Raw genomic sequence first — 18,001 nt, 5'->3', positions numbered from 1 at the left:
ACGCCGCGCGTAAACTTGGCCACTATGGCACTCACCCTGCGCGCGCTCACTGAACAGCGGTCGCTCGCGCTGCGCGTGGTTGCGGGGGAGGCCGGCCTCGATCGCCCGATCGGCTGGGTGCACCCGACCGAGCTCACCGACCCGCACGCCTTCCTCGAAGGCGGCGAGCTCCTGCTCACCACGGGCCTGGCCCTCGACGACACGACGTCGGAGGCCTACATCCGCCGCCTCGTCGAAGCGGGCACCGCAGGGCTCGGCTTCGGCGTCGGGCTCAGCCACGAGCACGTGCCGCGCACCCTGGTCGAAACCGCCGACGAGATCGGCCTCCCGGTGCTCGAAGTGCCCCGCAAGACGCCCTTCATCGCCATCACCCGCGCCGTCTCCCGCGCGGTCGCGGCCGACGAGTACGCCGCGACCGTCCGCATCGGCCGCGCCCAGCAGGAACTCACCCGCACCGCCGTGGGAAAGACGGGCGCGGCGGGTGTCGTGCGGCGGCTCGCCCGGCTCATCGACGGCTGGGTCGTGCTCTTCGACGCCGCCGGCCACCTCCGCGAAGTCTCTTCCGCAGCCGCTCGCGCACACGGGGAACAGCTCGACGTGAAGGACCTGCGCGCCGGCACACGGGTTGTCACGCTGGGGGAGCAGGAGGTCGTGCTCCAGACCTTGCACACGCGCGGCGCGCTCGCGGTCGGCACCGCCGAGCCGCTCGACTCGACCGGTCGCCACATCGTGAACACGGCGGTCTCGCTGCTTTCCCTTGCCCTGGAACAGGATCGTGCCCAACGCGGCGCGCTGTCCCGGCTGCGCACCGGCCTGCTCGACCTGTTCGCCGACGGCCAGGAAGCCCTCGCGCTCGACGTGCTGCGCACCGCGCAAGGCGCCCCGCCGCAACCGTGGGCCGTGCTCGCCGTCGCGGGCCGGCCTGCCGCGCGGACCGCGCTGTACGACCGCCTGGAACCCGTTGCGGGGCAAGTGTTCTTCGCCCACTCCGAGTCGCTCCTCGTCGCCGCGACCGACGACGCCGACCGCGTGCTCACCGTGGCCGCCGAAGTCGGCGGTTGCCACGTCGGCGTCGGAGACGCCACCGAGTTCCCGGCAGCGCTGCGCCAGGCCCGGCAGGCGGCCGAAACCGCGCGCAGCCAGGACATTCCGCTCCTGCGCTATGCCGACCACGCCGGCCGGGGCCTGCTCAACCTCCTGGATCCCCTTGCCGCCCAAGCCTTTGCCCACGAGCTGCTGAACCCGCTGCGCACCCACGACGAGTCCGGCCGCGGTGAGCTGGAGGAGTCCCTGCGCTGCTGGCTCGAAAACCACGGCCACTGGGACCGCGCCGCCACGCAGCTGCACATCCACCGTCACACCCTGCGCAACCGCATCACCAAGGCCGCCGAGCTCCTCGGTCAGGACCTCGACTCACCCGGCACCAGGGCCGAACTCTGGCTCGCCCTTCAGGTCAACCGCTGAGAAAACACCCGCTGAGAAGTCACACGCTGACCAGCAACGCGATCGGCGAATCCCCGCACCGGCGCAACGTCGCGCCGCCCGACATCGTCTGCGGTTCCGCGCCCGACGTCCACCACGCCGGCACATCGACGTCGCGCACCAGCGAACCCGTCGCCTGCCGGACGCTGTTCGACACGATCACGCGCCCCTGCGCGTTGAGCAGAGCCGCGCGCCGGCCCAGCGAACGCAGCCGCCGGCTCACCGTCCGCTCGAACTCGCGCACGTAGACGTCCGCGCCCACCACGCCGGCAAACGAACCGTCGCGGTACACGGGCAGCGTGAACGTGAGCGTGTACTCGTCGGTGCAGAGGTAGTCGACGTACGGGCCGTTGATGTGGCGCCGGCCGCTGTCGCGCGGCACGGTGAACCACGACTGACGCGTGTAGTCGAGGAAGTTCGGGCTCTCCGGGTCGAGGCTGATGAACAGCTGCTCCGGCACGGCGTCCTCGGAACCACTGTCGTCCGAACCGGTGGTGGTCCACCACTCGAAGCCGAACTCCTGGTCCGACAACACGTGGGGCGCACTCACGAACCCCGCGCCGATCACGAGGCCGCCGAGGGCCTCCAGGACCTGCGGCCGGATGCCGTGGAGCGTGCGGGAACCGGCGCCGCCGGGCTCGGCCAGCAGCGTCTCGGCCGCGGCCAATACGGGCTTCAGCCGCTCGAAGATCTCCTCGACCAGCGCGGATACCTGTGCGACGACTTCATCGCCGGTCAACGTGCGGGTGTCGGTCACGATGCTCACCTCGATCGCGGGGTCATCGAAGCCTACGGCGTTTCGAGGCTTAAGTGCAGATCCACGAGCCGGTCGAGCGCGCTCAGGATGTGCTCCTCGGTCAGCTTGCGGGCCAGATCGCCGTCGGCCGCCGCGATCGCGGTGACGATCGCGTAGTGCTCAGCGTAGGACTGGCGGCAGGTGTCCTCGCCGTCGAGGGGCACCCAGAGCAACCCGCCGTGTTCGCCCTGCAGTTGGACCTCCTGGTTGGTGAGCCGCGGCGACTGCGCGGCCGCCGCGATCTCGAGGTGGAAGTGCCGTTCGGCGCGCGTCGCCTCGGGACCGGTCGTGCCGAGGAGGTCTTCGCTGGTCAGGCGCAGTCGTTCCAGGTCTTCGGGCGAGCTGCGTTCCGACGCGAGCTTGGCCGCGGACCCGGCCACGGCGAGGTAGTGGTCGCCGAAGTCGCGCAGATCCGCGAGCGAGACGAGCCGCAGGCGCTGGGCCCACGAGCTCGGCGCCGGCCATGCGGGCGTGCGCACGAAGCTGCCGCCGCCGCGCCCGCGCCTGGTCTCGACCAGCCCCTGCTGCCGCAGCACAGCGAGCGCTTCGCGGACCGTCACGGTGGAAACGCGGAACTGCGCGGCGAGCTCGACCTCGCTCGGCAGCTGCTCGGCGTCGTCGAGGAGACCCAGGGTGATGGCGTCGAGCAGCCGGGCCGCGACCGCCTCGGCGCGGCCGAGCTGGTCGAGCGGAGCGAACATCGCCAGTCGTGCGCTGTTCGACATCTCCTTGCGCATCGTGGGCCCACCCGTCTCGGCATGCGATTGGGGCCAATAGTGCCCCAGGACCTTGTCATGTGAAATATGGAGTTATATGTTTCACCCTGCCACGGAGAGTCAGGAGGCGCACGCGTGCAGGAATTGAAGCACTACGTCGGCGGGAAGTTCGTCGACTCGCAGTCCGGGAGGGTCCTCGAAATCGTGGACCCGGTCACCGGCCGCGCGTACTGCACCGCGCCGGTGGCGAGCGCCGAAGACATCGACCACGCGCTCAAGGTCGCGGCGGAGGCGTTCGAGAGCTGGAAGGAGACCACGCCGGCCCAGCGCCAGCTCGCGCTCCTGAAGATCGCCGACGCCGTCGAGGCCCGCGGCGAGGAGCTCGTGCGCGTCGAGTCGCAGAACACCGGCAAGCCGGTCGCGCTCACGATGTCCGAAGAGCTGCCGATGATCGTCGACCAGCTGCGCTTCTTCGCCGGCGCCGCGCGCGTGCTCGAAGGCCGCGCGGCCGGTGAGTACATGGAAGGCCACACGTCCTTCATCCGCCGCGAGCCCGTGGGCGTCTGCGCGCAGGTGACGCCGTGGAACTACCCGCTGCTCATGGCGATCTGGAAGATCGCGCCCGCGCTCGCGGCGGGCAACACGGTCGTGCTCAAGCCGTCGGACACCACGCCGGCGTCCACTCTGCTGCTGGCCGAGATCTGCGGCGAGTTCCTGCCGCCGGGCGTGTTCAACGTGGTGACCGGCGACCGTGACTCCGGCCGCGCGCTGGTGGAGCACCCGATCCCCTCGATGGTGTCGATCACCGGCTCCGTGCGCGCCGGCATCGAGGTCGCGGGCGCCGCGGCCCGCGACGTCAAGCGCGTGCACCTGGAGCTGGGCGGCAAGGCGCCCGTGATCGTGTTCTCCGACGCCGACCTCGAGGCCGCCGCCGAGACCATCGCGATGGCGGGCTACTTCAACGCCGGCCAGGACTGCACCGCCGCCGCGCGCGTGCTGGTGTCCGACGACGTGCACGACACCTTCGTCGCCGCCCTCTCGCGTCAGGCCGAGGCCAGCAAGACCGGCAAGCCGGACGACGACACCGCCGCCTTCGGCCCGCTCAACAACGCCGCGCAGCTGGAGAAGGTGTCCGGCTTCATCGACCGCCTGCCCGGGCACGCCACCGTCCACTGTGGAGGGCGACGCGTCGGCGACGAGGGCTTCTTCTACGAAGCCACCGTGGTCTCCGGCGTCACGCAGGACGACGAGATCACCCAGAACGAGGTCTTCGGCCCCGTGATCACCGTGCAGCGCTTCTCCGACGAAGCCGACGCGGTGAAGGCGGCCAACGGCGTGCCCTACGGCCTCGCCTCCTCGATCTGGACCAAGGACCACCAGCGCGCCATGCGCGTGTCCGCCAAGCTCGACTTCGGGTGCGTGTGGATCAACACCCACATCCCGCTCGTCGCCGAGATGCCCCACGGCGGGTTCAAGAAGTCGGGTTACGGCAAGGATCTCTCGCTGTACGGACTCGAGGACTACACCCGCGTCAAGCACGTGATGAGCGCGCTGTAGGTACCGGTGACGAGATCCACGGGAAGGCCCGCCATGCCACACCTTGCCCCGACGGCCGCCCGGCGGCCCGAGCCGCCGCGCGCCGGCGGTGAGCCGGCGATCCGGCTCACCGGGCTGCAGAAGCACTTCGACAAGGTCCGCGCCGTCGACGGCGTCGACCTCGACATCCCGCCCGGTGAGTTCTTCTCCATGCTCGGCCCGTCGGGCTCGGGGAAGACCACGGTGCTGCGCATGATCGCCGGCTTCGAGCTGCCCACCGCGGGCACCATCGAGCTCGCCGGGCGCGACGTCAGCCAGCTGGCGCCGTTCGAGCGCGACGTGAACACCGTGTTCCAGGACTACGCGCTCTTTCCGCACATGTCGGTGCGGCAGAACGTGGAGTACGGCCTCAAGGTCAAGCGGGTCGCCAAGGCCGAGCGCAAGCAACGCGCCGCGGAAGCCCTGGAGACCGTGCGGCTCGGGGAGTACGGCGACCGCAAGCCTTCTCAGCTCTCGGGTGGTCAGCGCCAGCGCGTCGCTCTCGCGCGGGCCCTGGTGAACCGCCCGAAGGTGCTGCTGCTCGACGAACCGCTGGGAGCACTCGACCTCAAGCTGCGTCAAGCGATGCAGATCGAGCTCAAGCAGATCCAGCGCGAAGTCGGGATCACCTTCGTGTTCGTGACGCACGACCAGGACGAGGCGCTGACCATGAGCGACCGCATCGCGGTGTTCAACGCCGGGCGGATCGAACAGGTCGGCACCCCGGTGGAGGTGTACGAGAGACCGGCCAGCGCGTTCGTCGCCGGCTTCGTCGGCACGTCCAACCTGCTCAGCGGGCGTGGGGCCGAAGCGGTGATCGGCAAGCCCGGCGTGTACAGCATCCGGCCGGAGAAAATTCGCATCGATGCTGATCTTGCGTCGCCGGCCGGTCCAGGCGAGACTTCGGCGACCGGAATCGTCACGGATGTCGTATACGCCGGATCTACAGTGCGCTACGCTGTCGCGCTCGATGCGGGGGGTCAGTTGTCCGTGGTTCGCCAGAACACCAGTGAACCGACCGAGTTCGCCGACCGCCGGGTCCGTCTGCGGTGGCGCCACGAACACAGTTTCCGGGTCCCCGAAGCCGGCTAGTTCTCACGGGAAGGTTTCTCTCGACATGAAGAACAGGAAGACGCTGCTCGCGGGTCTGTGCGGCGTGAGCCTGCTGCTCGCGGCCTGCGGGACGTCGGGCTCCGACTCAAACGCGGGGTCCGCGCCGGGCGCTCAGGGGTTCACCCCGCCCAAGCTGGCCGCACTCACCCAGCTGGGCCAGCCGGAAGGCCAGCTGAACGTGCTCGCGTGGCCCGGTTACGCCGAAAACGGCTCCACCGACTCGACCATCAACTGGGTCAAGCCGTTCGAGGACCAGACCGGCTGCAAGGTCAATGTCAAGGCGTTCGGCACGTCCGACGAGGCCGTGACGCTGATGAAGACGGGCCAGTACGACGTGGTGTCCGCCTCGGGCGACGCCTCGCTGCGCCTGGTCGCCTCGGGCGACGTCGAGCCGGTGAACACCGCGCTCGTGCCGAACTACAACGACGTCTACCCGTTCCTGAAGAACAAGTCGTGGAACAGCGTCAACAACGTCGCCTACGGCATCCCGCACGGCTGGGGCGCGAACGTGCTCACCTGGCGCACCGACAAGGTGAGCCCGGAGCCGACGTCGTGGTCGCCGATGTTCGACGTGAACTCGCCCTACAAGGGCAAGATCATCGCCTACGACTCTCCGATCTACATCGCCGACGCCGCCCTGTACCTCATGGCGCACCAGCCCGACCTCGGCATCAAGAACCCGTACGCCTTGGACGACAAGCAGTTCAACGCGGCGGTGGACCTGCTGAAGAAGCAGCGCCCGAACGTCAGCGAGTACTGGGCGGACTACCTCAAGGAAACGCAGTCGCTCAAGAACGCGGACGCCGTGATCGGCACCGCGTGGCAGGTCACGGTGAACCTGGCCAAGAGCGAGGGCGCTCCGCTGGGTGCGACCGTGCCGAGCGAAGGTGCCACCGGCTGGTCGGACACCTGGATGGTGGCCACGAAGTCGCAGCACAAGACGTGTGCGTACAAGTGGATGGACTACATCATCAGCCCGAAGGTCAACGCCCAGGTGGCGGAGTACTTCGGTGAGGCCCCGGCCAACTCCAAGGCCTGCGCCGAGATGACCGACAAGTCCCTGTGCGACACCTACCACGCCAACGACGCGGCCTACGCCGCCAAGATCCAGTACTGGACCACGCCGATCCCGCAGTGCCTCGACGGCCGCACGGACGTCAAGTGCAAGGACTACGGCGACTGGACCCGTGCCTGGACCGAGATCAAGGGTTGACGTGCTCGTGAGTGCCGGCGCCGCTTGAAACCGGCGCCGGCATTCGTGAGATTCCCCCTTTGCTCCGGGGGCGGCGGGCACCTCCCCCCTCGTCCGCCGCCCCCGGACCCCCTCCCGCAACCGTGCCCCGAAGGTGCTCGACATGACCGCCGTGAGCCCGCCGAGCCGCCGCGCTTCGGCTTTCTTCTTCCGCAAACCCAAGCTGCGCCTGGGCATTCTCCTTTCGGCTCCGCTGCTGTGGCTCGGCCTGGCCTACCTCGGCGCGCTCGCCGCCCTGTTCATCACGGCCTTCTGGTCCACCGACGTGTTCACCGGCAAGGTGGTCACGGACTGGTCGTTCGACAACTTCGTCACCCTGTTCACCGACTCGGTCTACCGCACGATCACGCTGCGGACAGTCGGCATCGCGCTGCTGGTGACGGTCATCGACGCGGTCATCGCCTTCCCCATGGCCTTCGCGATGGCCAAGCTCGCTTCCCCTCGGGCGCAACGGATCCTCGTGATCGCCGTGATGACGCCGCTGTGGGCGAGCTACCTGGTGAAGGCCTACGCGTGGCGCACCCTGCTTTCCGGCAACGGCGCGATCAGCTGGCTGCTGAGCCCCTTCGGCCTCTCCGGCCCCGGCTACGGCGTCGCGGCCACGGTGATCACGCTGTCGTACCTGTGGCTGCCGTACATGATCCTGCCGATCTACGCCGGCCTGGAGCGCCTGCCCGACTCACTGGTCGACGCGTCGGGTGACCTCGGCGCGAAGTCGTTCCGCACGTTCCGCTCGGTGATCCTGCCCCTCGCCTTCCCGGCGATCGTTGCGGGCTCGATCTTCACGTTCTCCCTGTCGCTGGGCGACTACATCGCCGTCAAGATCGTGGGCGGCACGTCGCAGATGCTCGGCAACGTCGTCTACGACAACATCGGCGCGGCCAACAACCTGCCGTTCGCGGCGACCGTGGCCATCGTGCCGGTCGTGATCATGCTCGTGTACTTGGCCGTCGTGCGTCGCACCGGCGCGCTGAACAACCTCTAGGAGACCGCCGTGCGCATGTCGAAGACCGGCCGGGTGGTGCTGTGGACGGCACTCGGGGTCGGGTTCGCGGTGATCTACTTCCCGCTTCTGGTGGTGCTGCTCAACTCCGTGAACTCGGACACCACGTTCGGCTGGCCGCCGAAGAGCTTCACCCTCGAGTGGTGGGGCCGCGCGGTCACCAACGCCGGGGCACTGCACGCGTTGTGGACCAGCATCGAGGCCGGGGTGGCCGCCACGGCGATCGCGCTCGTGCTCGGCACGATGGCCGCGTTCGCCTTGCAGCGCTACCGGTTCTTCGGCCGGGACTCGATCTCGCTGCTGATCATCCTGCCGATCGCTCTGCCGGGCATCGTCACCGGTATCGCGCTGAACAACGCGTTCCGCACGATCCTCGGCATCGACCTCGGCCTGCTCACGGCGATCATCGCCCACGCGACCTTCTGCATCGTCGTGGTGTTCAACAACGTCGTGGCCCGCCTGCGGCGCATGGGCGGCAACCTCGAGGAAGCGTCGATGGACCTCGGCGCCGACGGCATCACCACGTTCCGGCTGGTGACGTTCCCGATGCTGCGCTCGGCGCTGCTGGCGGGCGGGCTGCTGGCGTTCGCGCTGTCGTTCGACGAGATCATCGTGACGACCTTCACGCTGGGCACCGGCATGGAGACGTTGCCGATCTGGATCTACGACAACCTGTTCCGCCCCAACCAGGCCCCGGTGGTCAACGTGGTGGCGGCGGTGCTGATCATCGTCTCGACGGTGCCGGTGTACTTCGCGCAGAAGCTCTCCGGCGGCGACAGTTCTTCGGGCGGCCGGATCTAGGGTTCCTAGCTCACCGAGCGGATGGTGCCACCGTCCACGCGGAGGGTGGCCCCGCTGACGTAGTCGCCGTACGGGCTCGCCAGGTACGCCACGGCGCCCGCGATCTCCTCGGGCCGCCCGAAGCGGCCGATGTCGTTGGGCACGAAGTCCTGAGCGGCGTGGGGTTCGATGGTCTCCCAGGTCTCGCCCCAGCCGCGTTCCGGGGCGAGGTCCGTGAGCAGCTTCTGCACGGAGTCCACGAGGATCGCGCCGGGAGCGACCACATTGGACGTCACGCCGGTGTCCTTCAGTTCCCGCGCAAGGGAAACCGCGAGGTTGTGGCGCGCGGCAAGCGTCGCGTTGTAGTGGGGGAGCAGCGCCATCGGCTGACCGGACAGGCCGCCGCCGATCTGGATCACGCGGCCCCAGCCACGTTCGCGCATGCCGGGCACGAGGTGGCGGATCATGCGGACCGACGAGATCACGTTCACCTCGTACGTCCGCGCCCATTCCTCGGGCGTGGCCTCGGCCCAGGTCAGGTGCTGGTAGGCGCCGGCGTTGTTCACGAGCACGTCGATGTCACCGGCTTCCTTCGCGACTTTCGCCGCGCCTTCGTCGGTGGCGAGGTCGCCGATCGCGACGGCTTTCGCGCCGATTTTGTCCGCGACCGCACGGGTTCGGGCTTCGTCGCGGCCGTGGACCACGACGTCCGCGCCTTCTTCCGCGAGCAGCCGCGCGATCGCTTCGCCGAGGCCGGAACTCGAGCCCGTGACGAGTGCGCGGCGGCCGGTCAGGTTGAGGTCCATGGTTCTCCGTTCAGGTCTACGGCTGTAGATTTAATTTTAGTCTACACTGGTAGACATGACTGCACCACGCCGTCGCGACGCCGCGGCGACCCGGGAAGCGATCCTGCGCGCGGGCGTCGAGGCGTTCACGCGCTTCGGCTACGACGGCGTCGGAGTGCGGGAGATCGCGCAGACCGCCGGCGTCACGGCGATGCTCGTGAACCGCTACTTCGGCTCGAAGGAAGGGCTCTTCGCCGAGGTCGTGGAGGTGTCGATGACCGAGCGGACCGTGCTGACGGGCGACCCGGCCACGCTCGCACGCGACGTCGCGGCTTCGCTCGTGTCGCGGACTTCACCGGACGCCGACAGCCTCGACCCGTTCCTGCTGACGCTGCGCTCGGCGCCCAATCCGCGCGCCGCCGAGATCTTGCGCGCGGGCATCGAAAAGCACGTCGAGGCGCACATTCTCGACGTCGTCCCCGGCGTGCGCGGAACCGATCGCGCGGCCGTGGCGCTGTCGCTGATCTCGGGGTTCTGGTTGATGCGCAAGCTGATCGGCAGCACGGCTTTGAACGAGACCGACGAGGCCGCGCTGGCGTCGACGTTGGAAGGACTCTTCCGGCTGCTGCTGGACGTCTAGCGGAAGTCGTCGGTCGCCTGACGCAGCGCGGCCAGCGTGCCCGGGTCGTTCACGGCGTGCCCCGCGCCTTCCGTGATGCGCAGGATCGAGCCGGGCCACGCGCGGTGCAGCTCGTACGCGGTGATCGGCGGGCAGACGGCGTCGTAGCGGCCCTGCACGAGCACGCCCGGCACTCCGGCGAGCTTGCCGGCGTCGCGGATCAGCTGCTCGTCCTCGAGCCAGGCGTCGTGGCTGAAGTAGTGCACCGCCAGCCGCGCGAACGTCAGTGCGAACGACGGATCGGCGTACCGGTTCAGGAACGCTTGTTGCGGCAGCAATGCCACCGTCGCGCCCTCCCAGACGCTCCACGCGATCGCGGCCCGTACCCGCACGCCGCGGTCGGGGTCGTCGAGCAGCTCGGCGTACCCGGCGAGCGGATCCTTGTGGTGCTCTTCCGGCAGCGGCGCCAGGAAGTCCTCCCACTCGGCGGGGAAGAGGTTCGCCGCGCCGCCGCGGTAGATCCAGTCGAGCTCGCGCTGCCGCGCGGTGAAGATCCCGCGCAGCACCAGCTCCGTCACCTGATCGGGGTAAGTCTGCGCGTACGCCAGCGCGAGCGTCGACCCCCACGACCCTCCGAACACCTGCCAGCGCCGGATGTTCAGCCGCTCCCGCAGCAGCTCCATGTCCGCGACGAGGTGCCACAACGTGTTCGTGCTCAGGTCCGCGTCCGGGTCCTCGACGCTCGGCGTGCTCCGCCCCGCCCCGCGCTGGTCGAACAGGATGATCCGGTACGCGGCGGGGTCGAAATGCCTGCGCGCCATCGGCGCGATCCCGCTCCCGGGCCCGCCGTGCACCACGACCACCGGCTTGCCCTGCGGGTTTCCCGCCTCCTGGCAGTAGATCCGGTGCCCGTCGCCCACGTCGAGCATCCCATCGGCCAGTGGCTGCAGCGGCGGGTAGAGGTCGTCCATGCCGATCACTCTGCCGGACCGGCGGCTTTCGCGCGGGAGTCGCGGCGCCGTTCAGCCGAAAGGCCGCGAGTCGTCCGGGTGTCGGCCGGCTCGGTTCGCGCGGGCACCGCTTGCGCCGCCGCCGCGCCTGGCTGTCGCCTCCGCAGAGACACCCTCAGCGCCATTCGCAGAGAAGGTGGAGGCCCGCCCCCGCCGCCGGGCTGAGCGGGCCCCCGTCCGTGTCGCGTCGGTGGCCCACCTGGGAGGTGGCCGCGTCCGCGATTTCCTTCACCGTGGCGCGGACCTCGGGCGGCGGGTCGCGCGTGAAGCTCCGGCTGCTTCCGGCATCCCGTCCTCCTCGTCGAGGTTCACACCTTCGTGTTGGGGACCACGCTAAGCCACCGCCCGAACACCAGTCAAGGACATGATTCGTGTTCATGGATGTGAACAAGCACAAGGTCGCCGAGGAGGTTCTTTCGCCCCCTTGCCCCGCGTTTACCCGGTAGTGGGTAGCTTGCGCGAGGAAAGGCCGAACCGACGCGAGAAAGGCTCGAGAATGTCCGCGGTCACGTATGTCGAGTCGATCGTCGTCGGCGCGCTGCAAGGCGTGTCGGAATTGTTTCCCGTGTCCAGCCTGGGACACAGCATCCTGTTGCCCGCGGTGATCGGCGGATCGTGGCAGCGTGATCTGAGCATCGGCGAGGATTCGCCTTATCTCGCGGTGCTCGTGGCGATGCACGTGGCCACGGCGCTCGCCCTCGTGCTGTTCTTCTGGCGCGACTGGGTGCGCATCATCGGCGGCCTGTTCTCCTCGATCCGCCACCGCGAGGTCCGCACGGCCGACCAGCGTCTCGCGTGGCTGCTCATCCTCGCGACGATCCCCGTCGGCATCGCCGGCCTGCTGCTCGAAAGCGTGCTACGCGACTTCCTCGGCAAGCCCGTGCCGTCGGCCATCTTCCTCATCCTCAACGGCGGCGTGCTGTATGCGGCCGAACGCTTCTCCCGTGCCGCGCCCAAGGCCGGGATCTCAGGCAGGACAACGGAAGACACGGTCGACTTCAGCGCCGAAGACACCCTCGTCATGCGCGCGATCACGGTCGAGGAAGCCACCGACGCCCGCCTCTCCAAGCTCAGCGTGAAGGAGGCCGTGCTCATCGGCTCGGCCCAGATCCTCGCGCTCCTGCCGGGCATCAGCCGCTCCGGCATCACGATGGTCGCGGGCCTGCGCCGCGGTCTCGGCCACCAGGATTCGGCCCGCTTCGCGTGGCTGCTGGCCACCCCGGTGATCCTCGCCGCGGGCGTGCTGAAACTTCCCTCGCTGTTCACGCCGGAGAACAGCCCGTCGCTCGGCCCGGCGCTCGCCGGAAGTCTGGTGGCCGGTATTGCGTCCTACATTTCTGTCCGTTTTCTCACGAAATACTTCGAAACGCGCACCTTGACGCCGTTCGCCATCTACTGCGTCATCGCCGGAATCGCCAGCCTGCTCGTCTTAAGTTTCTGAGGGCGGTGTCCCGGTCCGATTTCCGGAAGGGGACACTGGCGGTATCGAAACCCCGCTCACCGGCACCACGCTCTTCACGGCCTGGACACCCGACGTCCCGGCCCTGCTCGTCGTGCTCGCCCTCGGCGCGGCTTACGTCGTCGCCGCGCGGAAGCAAGACAGCTGGGCACCCGGCCGGACGACGGCGTTCCTCGCCGGGCTCGCCACGATCGTGCTCGTCACATGCTCGTTCCTCGGCGTCTACGACACCACGCTGTTCTGGGTCCGGGCCACGCAGAACACCGTGCTGCTCATGGTCACGCCGCTGCTGCTCGCCCTCGGCGCGCCGATCACGCTGCTCATGCGCACGGCGCCGCCCGGGCTCGCGCAGTGGTTGCGCCACCACGGCCGCAGCCCGTTCGCGAAGTTCCTGACCTTCCCGCTCACCGTCACGGTCGTGCTCATCGCGCCGTTCGTGATCATCTATCTGACGCCGGTCTACGGGCTCTCGCTCGACTACCCCGTGGTCGGCGGCCTGGTGCGGGTGTTCCTCATCGCCGCCGGGTTCCTCTACTTCTACAGCCGTGTGGCACTCGACCCGACCCCGCGCGGCGGCTCGCACCTCGTGTCGGTCTGGATCTCGTTCACGGAAGTCATCTTCGACGGCGCGCTCGGCCTCGTGCTCTGGCTCGGCCCGCTGCTCGCGCCCGCGCACTACGCCACGGCGCACCCCGGTTGGGGCCCGGACCCGCGCACCGACCAGGTCATCGGCGCCGGCGTGCTGTGGATCGGCGGCGACGTGGCGGGCCTGCCGTTCGTCGGCGCGCTGTTCGTGCGCTGGGTCCGCGACGACCAGAAGCGCGCGAAGCAGATCGACGAGCGCCTCGACGAGGAAGCCGAATCCGGTGAGGCCCCCACGGGCGGCCTCTGGTGGCAGAACGACCCGGAGCTCGCCCAGCGGTTTCGCCGCCGGTGAGCCCCGGGCCGGGGAAAATCACTCAGTGGAACGCGTGCTCCGGCGCCGGGAACTCCCCGCGCCGCACGTCTTCGGCGAACGCCGAGGCCGCACCCTGCAGCACGTCGGCGAGCTCGGCGTAGCGCTTCACGAACCGCGGCGCCTTGCCCCGGCGCAGCCCGGCCATGTCCTGCCACACCAGCACCTGCGCGTCGCAGTCGGGCCCGGCGCCGATGCCGACCGTCGGGATCTTCAGCTCGTGCGTCACGCGCTTCGCGGCTTCGGCGGGCACCATCTCCATCACCACGGCGAACGCGCCGGCCTCCTGCAGCGCCAACGCGTCGGCGAGCAGCACGTCCGCCGCTTCACCGCGCCCCTGCACCCGGTAGCCGCCGAGGTTGTGTTCACTCTGCGGGGTGAATCCGATGTGGCCCATCACGGGGATGCCGGCCGACGTCAGCGCCTCGACGTGCGCGGCGAACCGGCGCCCGCCTTCCAGCTTCACGGCGTGCGCGCGGCCCTCCTTCATGAACCGCACGGACGTGGCCAGCGCCTGCTCGGGCGAGAGCTGGTAGGAGCCGAACGGCAGGTCGGCCACCACGAGCGCCCGCTTCACCGAGCGCGTCACGGCGCGGACCAGGGGCAGCAGCTCGTCGACCGTCACTGGCAGCGAGGTGTCGTAGCCGAACACGTTGTTGGCCGCGGAGTCGCCGACGAGCAGCACGGGGATGCCGGCCTCGTCGAAGATCTGCGCGGTGTACATGTCGTAGGCGGTGAGCATCGGCCACGGCTCGCCGCGTTCCTTCAGCTCACGCAGGTGGTGCACACGGACTTTGCGTCCGGTCGCCGCGGGTTGCGCGGGCGCGGCGCCGGTTCCGTACGGGGCGGCCACCTCGTCGGATCCGTTCGGATTGGCAGACATCGTCGTCGACCGTCCTTCCCTCGAGGCCTCGGTGAGGTCCCCGGGTCGTGGAGTCAGAACACGTCAAAGCCTGACATGCCCGCCGGTCGGTCCCAAGGTCGTGCGATGAGCTTCACACGCGTGTGGTGTGCTCCGTCAGGAGGATCCCGGCTCAGCCTGCCGGGTGATGACTGCAGACAACCACTGCCGGTCTACTGACGTCTTTGCACCAGTCGTGATGATCACGTGAGAAGGGCACCGATGGGAACCCCAGCGAGCGCGCGCAGGCGCATCCCCGCCTGGAAGGCCAGGGCGGGCGGCCTCGTCGCCACTGTCGTGCAGCTCGCCGCCGTCTTCTCGGTGGTGCTGCTGCTCGCCGGCGGGACCCACGGGCACCTGCTCAACGGCATCGACATGGCCTTCTCGGCCCTCAGCGTGCCGACGAGCGCGAGCCTCGTGATCGTGCTGCTGCTCGTCGTCCTCGGCGCGGCCCTGCGGCGGCGCAAGAAGGCCGCGCTCTACACGTTGCTGCTCTTCCAGGTCGGCGGGCTGCTCATCACGCTCGCGTTCCAGGCGGTGTTGCTGTGGGCACCCGACCTGCTCGCGCTCGGCCCGCGGCAGATCCGCCACATCCCGATGCAGGTCGGCTTCCTCGCGATCGCCGACGTGCTGTCCGTGCTGCTGATCTCGTTCCTGCTCGTGCTGCGCCCGGCGTTTCCCGCGCGGCTCGCGCCCGGCGCCTGGCGCGACGGGCTGGCGGTGCTCTTCGGCGGCCTGCTCGTGGTGGTCGCGCTCGGCTGGGCGCTCACCGAGGCGTTCCCCGGCACGCTCGGCGACTCGTGGGAACGGCTGGTCTGGGTGGTCAACCACGCCACCGGTGAGAACCTGCAGCTGCGCAAGATCGGCGTCGGCGAGGGCCCGGCGTGGATCGACGTGGTGCTCGACCTCGGCGCGACCTTCGTGGCCACCGGCGCGCTGTACACGCTCTTCCGCGGTGTTCGGCACCGTCGTCAGCGCACCGACGACGAAGAGTTGGCGCTGCGCCGCCTGCTCGCGGAGTTCGGCGATGACGACTCCCTCGGCTACTTCGCCACGCGCCGGGACAAGAGCGTGGTCTTCTCGCCCAACGGCCGCGCGGCCGTGACCTACCGCGTGCTCGGCGGCACCAGCGTCGCCAGCGCCGACCCGATCGGCGACCCGGACGCGTGGCCCGACGCCGTGCGGGCGTGGCTCGACGAAACCCGTTCGTACGGCTGGATTCCCGGCGTCCTCGGCGCCAGCGAGCGCGGCGCGAAGGTCTACGCGGCCGCGGGCCTGCGCGCGCTGGAGATCGGCGACGAAGCGGTGCTCGACGTCCGCGAGTTCTCCCTGACCGGGCCCGAGCGCAAGTCCGTGCGCCAGGCCGTGAAGCGGATCGAACGCGCGGGTTACACCGCGCGCGTGCGCCGCCACGGCGAAATCCCCGCCGACGAGATGCAGGGCCTGCTCGGGCGGGCGCAGCAGTGGCGCGGCGCGGAGTCCGAACGCGGCTTCTCGATGGCGCTGGGCCGCCTCGGCGATGCCAGCGACGCCCGCAGTGTGATGGTCGAGGCCTACGACGGCGAGGGCGAGCTGCGCGGCCTGCTGTCCTTCGTGCCGTGGGGCCGGCGGGGCCTCTCGCTCGATCTCATGCGCCGTGACCGCGGGGCGGAAAACGGCCTCAACGAGTTCATGATCGCCGAGGTCGTCGCGGCCGCGCAGCACCTCGGCGCGCAGCGGATCTCCCTCAACTTCGCCATGTTCCGCGCGGTCTTCGCCGAGGGGGAGCGCATCGGCGCCGGTCCCGTGCTGCGCCTGTGGCGTTCGGTGCTGGGCCTGGCGTCGCGGTTCTTCCAGCTGGAGTCGCTGTACCGCTCCAACGCGAAGTACGGCCCGGGCTGGGAACCGCGCTTCCTCTGCTACTCCTCGGCCCGCCGCTTGCCGCGCGTCGGCATCGTCGCCGGCGCGCTGGAGGGGTTCGTGCCCACGGGCCGCTCGCGCGTGCTGCGGCTCGAAACGGTGAGCGACGAGTTCGTGGCCAAGGTCCGGCGCATCGAGGACGGCGCCGCCCGCGTCGCCCCGAAGGCCGCGCGCCGTCCGGAGCAGGTGCGCGTGCGCGTCGCGAAGCTGGACAAACTGCGCGATCTCGGCGTGGATCCGTACCCCGTCGGCTTCAGGCGCGAAGACCTGCTGGGCGAGGTCGTGGGCAAGTTCGCCGAGCTGCCGGCGGATTCGCGCACCGGGCACCGCGTGCGCGTGGCCGGCCGGGTGCTCGCGCTGCGGACGCTCGGCGGCCTGTGTTTCGCGCGCATCAAGGACTTTTCGGGCGAATTGCAGCTGATGCTCGACGCCGCGGTGCTCGACCTCTCGGGCTGGCGCACGGGTGTGGACCTCGGTGACCACGTCGGCGTGAGCGGAGAGGTGGTCACCTCGCGCCGAGGCGAGCTGTCCGTGCTCGTCGACGAGTGGACGGTCACCGCGAAGTGCCTGCACCCGTTGCCGGACAAACGAAAGGGCCTCACCGACCCCGAGACGCGCGTGCGCCAGCGCTACCTCGACCTGGCCGTGAACCCGGAGTCGGCGCACCTGCTGCGGCTGCGGTCCACGGTGGTCCGCGCCGTGCGCGAGCGGCTGCACCAGGGTGACTACCTCGAGGTCGAGACGCCGATGCTGCAGACCGTCCACGGTGGAGCCAACGCGCGGCCGTTCGTCACGCACATCAACGCCTACGACATGCGGATGTACCTGCGCATCGCGCCGGAGCTCTACCTCAAGCGCCTGTGCGTCGCCGGCGTCGAGCGCGTCTTCGAGCTCAACCGCAACTTCCGCAACGAAGGCGTCGACGCGACGCACAACCCCGAGTTCACGATGCTCGAGGCGTACCAGGCCTACGCCGACTACAACTCGATGCGCGACCTCACCCGCGAGCTGGTGCAGCACGCGGCCGAAGCGGCCTTCGGCGCGCAGATCGTGCGCCGCCACGACGCCGACGGCCATGTGACCGAGTACGACATTTCCGGCGACTGGCCGGTGATCCCCGTGCACGCGGCCGTTTCGGCGGCGCTCGGCGAGGAGATCGACTCGGGTACGTCGGTGGCCACGCTCCGGCGGCTCTGCACCGCGGCCGGTGTGCCGGTGGGGGAGGACGCCGGGCACGGTGACCTGGTGCTGAAGGCCCACGAGCACCTCGTCGAGGGCTCGACGGTGATGCCGACCTTCTACACCGACTACCCCACGGACGTTTCGCCGCTGACCCGCCGGCACCGCCGCGACCCGCTGCTGGCCGAGCGCTGGGACCTCATCGCGTTCGGCTCGGAGGTCGGCACCGCGTACACCGAGCTCACGGACCCGATCGAACAGCGCCGCCGGCTGGAAGCCCAGTCGCTGCGCGCCGCGAGCGGCGACGTCGAGGCGATGGAGCTCGACGAAGACTTCCTGCTCGCGCTCGAACACGGCATGCCGCCGACGGGCGGGCTCGGCCTCGGCGTCGACCGGCTGCTGATGATGCTCAGCGGCGTGTCGATCCGGCAGACGGTGCTGTTCCCGTTCGTGCGCCCGCACGCCTGAGGAACGTTG

General features: G+C 69.7%; 15 protein-coding genes. 10 read left to right on the top strand and 5 right to left on the bottom strand.

Annotated elements, in window-relative coordinates:
- Window positions 1-24: 24 nt before the first annotated feature.
- Window positions 25-1,464 (top strand): PucR family transcriptional regulator, encoded by a 1,440-nt coding sequence (locus tag AB0H62_RS00120; RefSeq protein WP_360583159.1) that lies wholly within the window; start codon window positions 25-27, stop codon window positions 1,462-1,464.
- A gap of 19 nt (window positions 1,465-1,483) precedes the next feature.
- Here AB0H62_RS00120 and AB0H62_RS00115 read toward each other — a convergent pair whose 3' ends face one another.
- Window positions 1,484-2,239 (bottom strand): cache domain-containing protein, encoded by a 756-nt coding sequence (locus AB0H62_RS00115; protein WP_354871668.1) that lies wholly within the window; start codon window positions 2,237-2,239, stop codon window positions 1,484-1,486.
- A gap of 32 nt (window positions 2,240-2,271) precedes the next feature.
- On the bottom strand, window positions 2,272-3,015 hold the full coding sequence (locus AB0H62_RS00110; protein ID WP_220246527.1) for an FCD domain-containing protein: 744 nt from the start codon (window positions 3,013-3,015) through the stop codon (window positions 2,272-2,274).
- A gap of 114 nt (window positions 3,016-3,129) precedes the next feature.
- Here AB0H62_RS00110 and AB0H62_RS00105 point away from each other — a divergent pair, with 114 nt between their 5' ends.
- The 5 genes from AB0H62_RS00105 to AB0H62_RS00085 all read left to right on the top strand — a co-directional run bounded on the left by AB0H62_RS00105 (window position 3,130) and on the right by AB0H62_RS00085 (window position 8,738).
- On the top strand, window positions 3,130-4,551 hold the full coding sequence (locus AB0H62_RS00105) for a gamma-aminobutyraldehyde dehydrogenase (protein WP_360583157.1): 1,422 nt from the start codon (window positions 3,130-3,132) through the stop codon (window positions 4,549-4,551).
- Window positions 4,552-4,584: 33 nt separating this feature from the next.
- Window positions 4,585-5,661 (top strand): ABC transporter ATP-binding protein, encoded by a 1,077-nt coding sequence (locus AB0H62_RS00100; protein ID WP_220246529.1) that lies wholly within the window; start codon window positions 4,585-4,587, stop codon window positions 5,659-5,661.
- A 25-nt stretch (window positions 5,662-5,686) separates the two neighbouring features.
- On the top strand, window positions 5,687-6,895 hold the full coding sequence (locus tag AB0H62_RS00095) for an ABC transporter substrate-binding protein (RefSeq protein ID WP_220246530.1): 1,209 nt from the start codon (window positions 5,687-5,689) through the stop codon (window positions 6,893-6,895).
- 142 nt (window positions 6,896-7,037) lie between these two features.
- Window positions 7,038-7,919: an ABC transporter permease gene (locus AB0H62_RS00090; protein ID WP_220246531.1), complete on the top strand. Its 882-nt coding sequence runs from the start codon at window positions 7,038-7,040 to the stop codon at window positions 7,917-7,919.
- Window positions 7,920-7,928: 9 nt separating this feature from the next.
- Window positions 7,929-8,738, top strand: coding sequence for an ABC transporter permease (locus AB0H62_RS00085; protein ID WP_220246532.1), 810 nt, complete (start codon window positions 7,929-7,931; stop codon window positions 8,736-8,738).
- A gap of 5 nt (window positions 8,739-8,743) precedes the next feature.
- Here AB0H62_RS00085 and AB0H62_RS00080 read toward each other — a convergent pair whose 3' ends face one another.
- Window positions 8,744-9,523: an SDR family NAD(P)-dependent oxidoreductase gene (locus AB0H62_RS00080; protein WP_360583153.1), complete on the bottom strand. Its 780-nt coding sequence runs from the start codon at window positions 9,521-9,523 to the stop codon at window positions 8,744-8,746.
- Window positions 9,524-9,578: 55 nt separating this feature from the next.
- On the opposite strand from AB0H62_RS00080, the gene AB0H62_RS00075 reads away from it, so the two are divergent.
- A complete protein-coding gene (locus AB0H62_RS00075; RefSeq protein ID WP_360583151.1) occupies window positions 9,579-10,142 on the top strand; it encodes a TetR/AcrR family transcriptional regulator in 564 nt (187 codons plus the stop codon).
- Here AB0H62_RS00075 and pip read toward each other — a convergent pair.
- Window positions 10,139-11,092 (bottom strand): prolyl aminopeptidase, encoded by a 954-nt coding sequence (gene pip / locus AB0H62_RS00070; RefSeq protein WP_360583149.1) that lies wholly within the window; start codon window positions 11,090-11,092, stop codon window positions 10,139-10,141. The two genes, AB0H62_RS00075 and pip, sit on opposite strands and share 4 nt — an antisense overlap.
- Before the next feature lie 535 nt (window positions 11,093-11,627).
- On the opposite strand from pip, the gene AB0H62_RS00065 reads away from it, so the two are divergent.
- Window positions 11,628-12,572: an undecaprenyl-diphosphate phosphatase gene (locus AB0H62_RS00065; protein WP_360584620.1), complete on the top strand. Its 945-nt coding sequence runs from the start codon at window positions 11,628-11,630 to the stop codon at window positions 12,570-12,572.
- A gap of 112 nt (window positions 12,573-12,684) precedes the next feature.
- Window positions 12,685-13,527 carry a cytochrome c oxidase assembly protein gene (locus tag AB0H62_RS00060; protein ID WP_360583147.1) on the top strand — a complete coding sequence of 281 codons (843 nt, stop codon included), beginning with the start codon at window positions 12,685-12,687 and terminating at the stop codon, window positions 13,525-13,527.
- Window positions 13,528-13,549: 22 nt separating this feature from the next.
- On the opposite strand, the gene panB is transcribed toward AB0H62_RS00060, so the two are convergent.
- Complete coding sequence (gene panB, locus AB0H62_RS00055) at window positions 13,550-14,428, bottom strand: 3-methyl-2-oxobutanoate hydroxymethyltransferase (RefSeq protein WP_220246537.1); 879 nt, start codon at window positions 14,426-14,428, stop codon at window positions 13,550-13,552.
- 240 nt (window positions 14,429-14,668) lie between these two features.
- On the opposite strand from panB, the gene lysX reads away from it, so the two are divergent.
- The gene (gene lysX / locus AB0H62_RS00050) at window positions 14,669-17,992 is read left to right on the top strand and encodes a bifunctional lysylphosphatidylglycerol synthetase/lysine--tRNA ligase LysX (RefSeq protein WP_360583145.1); all 3,324 of its coding nucleotides are present in this window, start codon (window positions 14,669-14,671) and stop codon (window positions 17,990-17,992) included.
- The last annotated feature ends 9 nt before the right edge of the window (window positions 17,993-18,001 follow it).

It is taken from the genome of Amycolatopsis sp. NPDC050768 (genome assembly GCF_040654155.1).
Lineage (GTDB): Bacteria > Actinomycetota > Actinomycetes > Mycobacteriales > Pseudonocardiaceae > Amycolatopsis.
The sequence above is the reverse complement of the archived record's forward strand: the minus strand, read 5'-3'. Positions and strand labels throughout refer to the sequence as shown.